The 334-nt window shown below is 35.9% G+C and carries 1 tRNA gene; it reads right to left on the reverse strand.

From position 1 onward, the window contains the following. Positions 1-214 precede the first annotated feature (214 nt). Positions 215-290: transfer RNA gene (locus tag H4J76_RS19595), tRNA-Ala, on the reverse strand. Between the last annotated feature and the right edge of the window lie 44 nt (positions 291-334).

Below are 334 nucleotides of genomic sequence, written 5' to 3' on the forward strand. Positions count from 1 at the left end.
TTCATTGCTTTATAAATATCTTATTTATATCAGCTTTCCAGATTGTTAAAGAACTCATTCTTAACGCGCATTCGGTTAAAAACGTGGTTTAAAAAACCAAATTAATATTCACTCACAAAACACTGAAAAACATTCAGCATGACGAAAGTAAACCTTAATTTGGTCTTTTCTTTAATGAAGAATCATAATGGTCTCTTATATTATTGATATAAGATGGTGGAGCTATGCAGGATCGAACTGCAGACCTCCTGCGTGCAAGGCAGGCGCTCTCCCAGCTGAGCTATAGCCCCATCGGGATTCTTCTAATTTGTTATCATGTAATTTGTGTAGACAC

The sequence above is a fragment of the Colwellia sp. BRX9-1 genome, assembly GCF_014077195.1.
In the GTDB taxonomy this organism is placed as follows: Bacteria; Pseudomonadota; Gammaproteobacteria; order Enterobacterales; family Alteromonadaceae; genus Colwellia_A.